This window comes from Mesorhizobium sp. M7A.F.Ca.ET.027.03.2.1, from assembly GCF_003999175.1.
In the GTDB taxonomy this organism is placed as follows: domain Bacteria; phylum Pseudomonadota; class Alphaproteobacteria; order Rhizobiales; family Rhizobiaceae; genus Mesorhizobium.
Genome location: NZ_RZOM01001676.1, coordinates 1 through 735 on the forward strand (window position 1 = coordinate 1; position 735 = coordinate 735).

The 735-nt window shown below is 63.4% G+C and carries 1 protein-coding gene and 1 pseudogene; both read right to left on the reverse strand.

Going from position 1 to position 735, the window contains the following annotated elements:
* A partial coding sequence (locus tag EN750_RS37285; RefSeq protein WP_145968328.1) for an MFS transporter occupies nucleotides 1-332 on the reverse strand: 332 nt, incomplete at its 3' end.
* A 125-nt stretch (nucleotides 333-457) separates the two neighbouring features.
* Nucleotides 458-735 (reverse strand): annotated as a pseudogene (locus EN750_RS37290) (pyruvate/2-oxoglutarate dehydrogenase complex dihydrolipoamide dehydrogenase); the annotation flags it as partial.

The following is a 735-nucleotide window of genomic DNA, read 5'->3' on the forward strand; positions in this document are numbered from 1 at the left end:
ATGCCGAAGAAGGCGCCATGGCCGAAAGCGGTGAAAACGCGCGCGGCCATCAGCGTCCAGTAGTTGGGCGAGATGGCGCAAAACAGATTGCCGACGACGAACAGCACGGCCAGCCCGACCAGCACCGGCTTGCGCGGCAAATGCGCGGTGGCCATGGCGACGATCGGGGCGCCGAAGACGACACCCAGCGCATATCCGGTAACCAGCAGGCCGGCAGAAGGGATCGATACGCCGAGGTCGGCTGCGACCTCGGGCAGCAGGCCCATGATCACGAATTCGGTGGTGCCGATGCAGAAGGACGCAATGGCAAGCGCAAGGATCGGCAAGGGCATGGGGCGTCCAGACTGAATCGGTTCAAATTGAGACTGCGCGAAGGACGCCATCGTGCGCAAGCTGCATTGCTGCATCGCAGCGATGCAGAAAAGGAAGAGCTTTGAAATGGGTCGCTAACAGGCTGTCAAACCAGCGGCTTCAATTCCTGGGCAATGGTTGGCAACAGCTCCGAGACATTCGGGTGGATGTGCACGGCACGCGCCAGCGTGTCGACGGGCGCCTTGGCGTACATCAGGTCGAGTACGCAATGGATAACCTCGTCGCCGCCGGGGCCGAGCACCGAGCAGCCGAGGATCTGCCTGGTGTCGGCGTCGACCAGGATCCTCATGAAGCCCTGCGTCTCGCCCTTTTCGATAGCGCGGCCGACGCGGGTCATCGGCCGCTGGCCGACCAGCGCGCGAC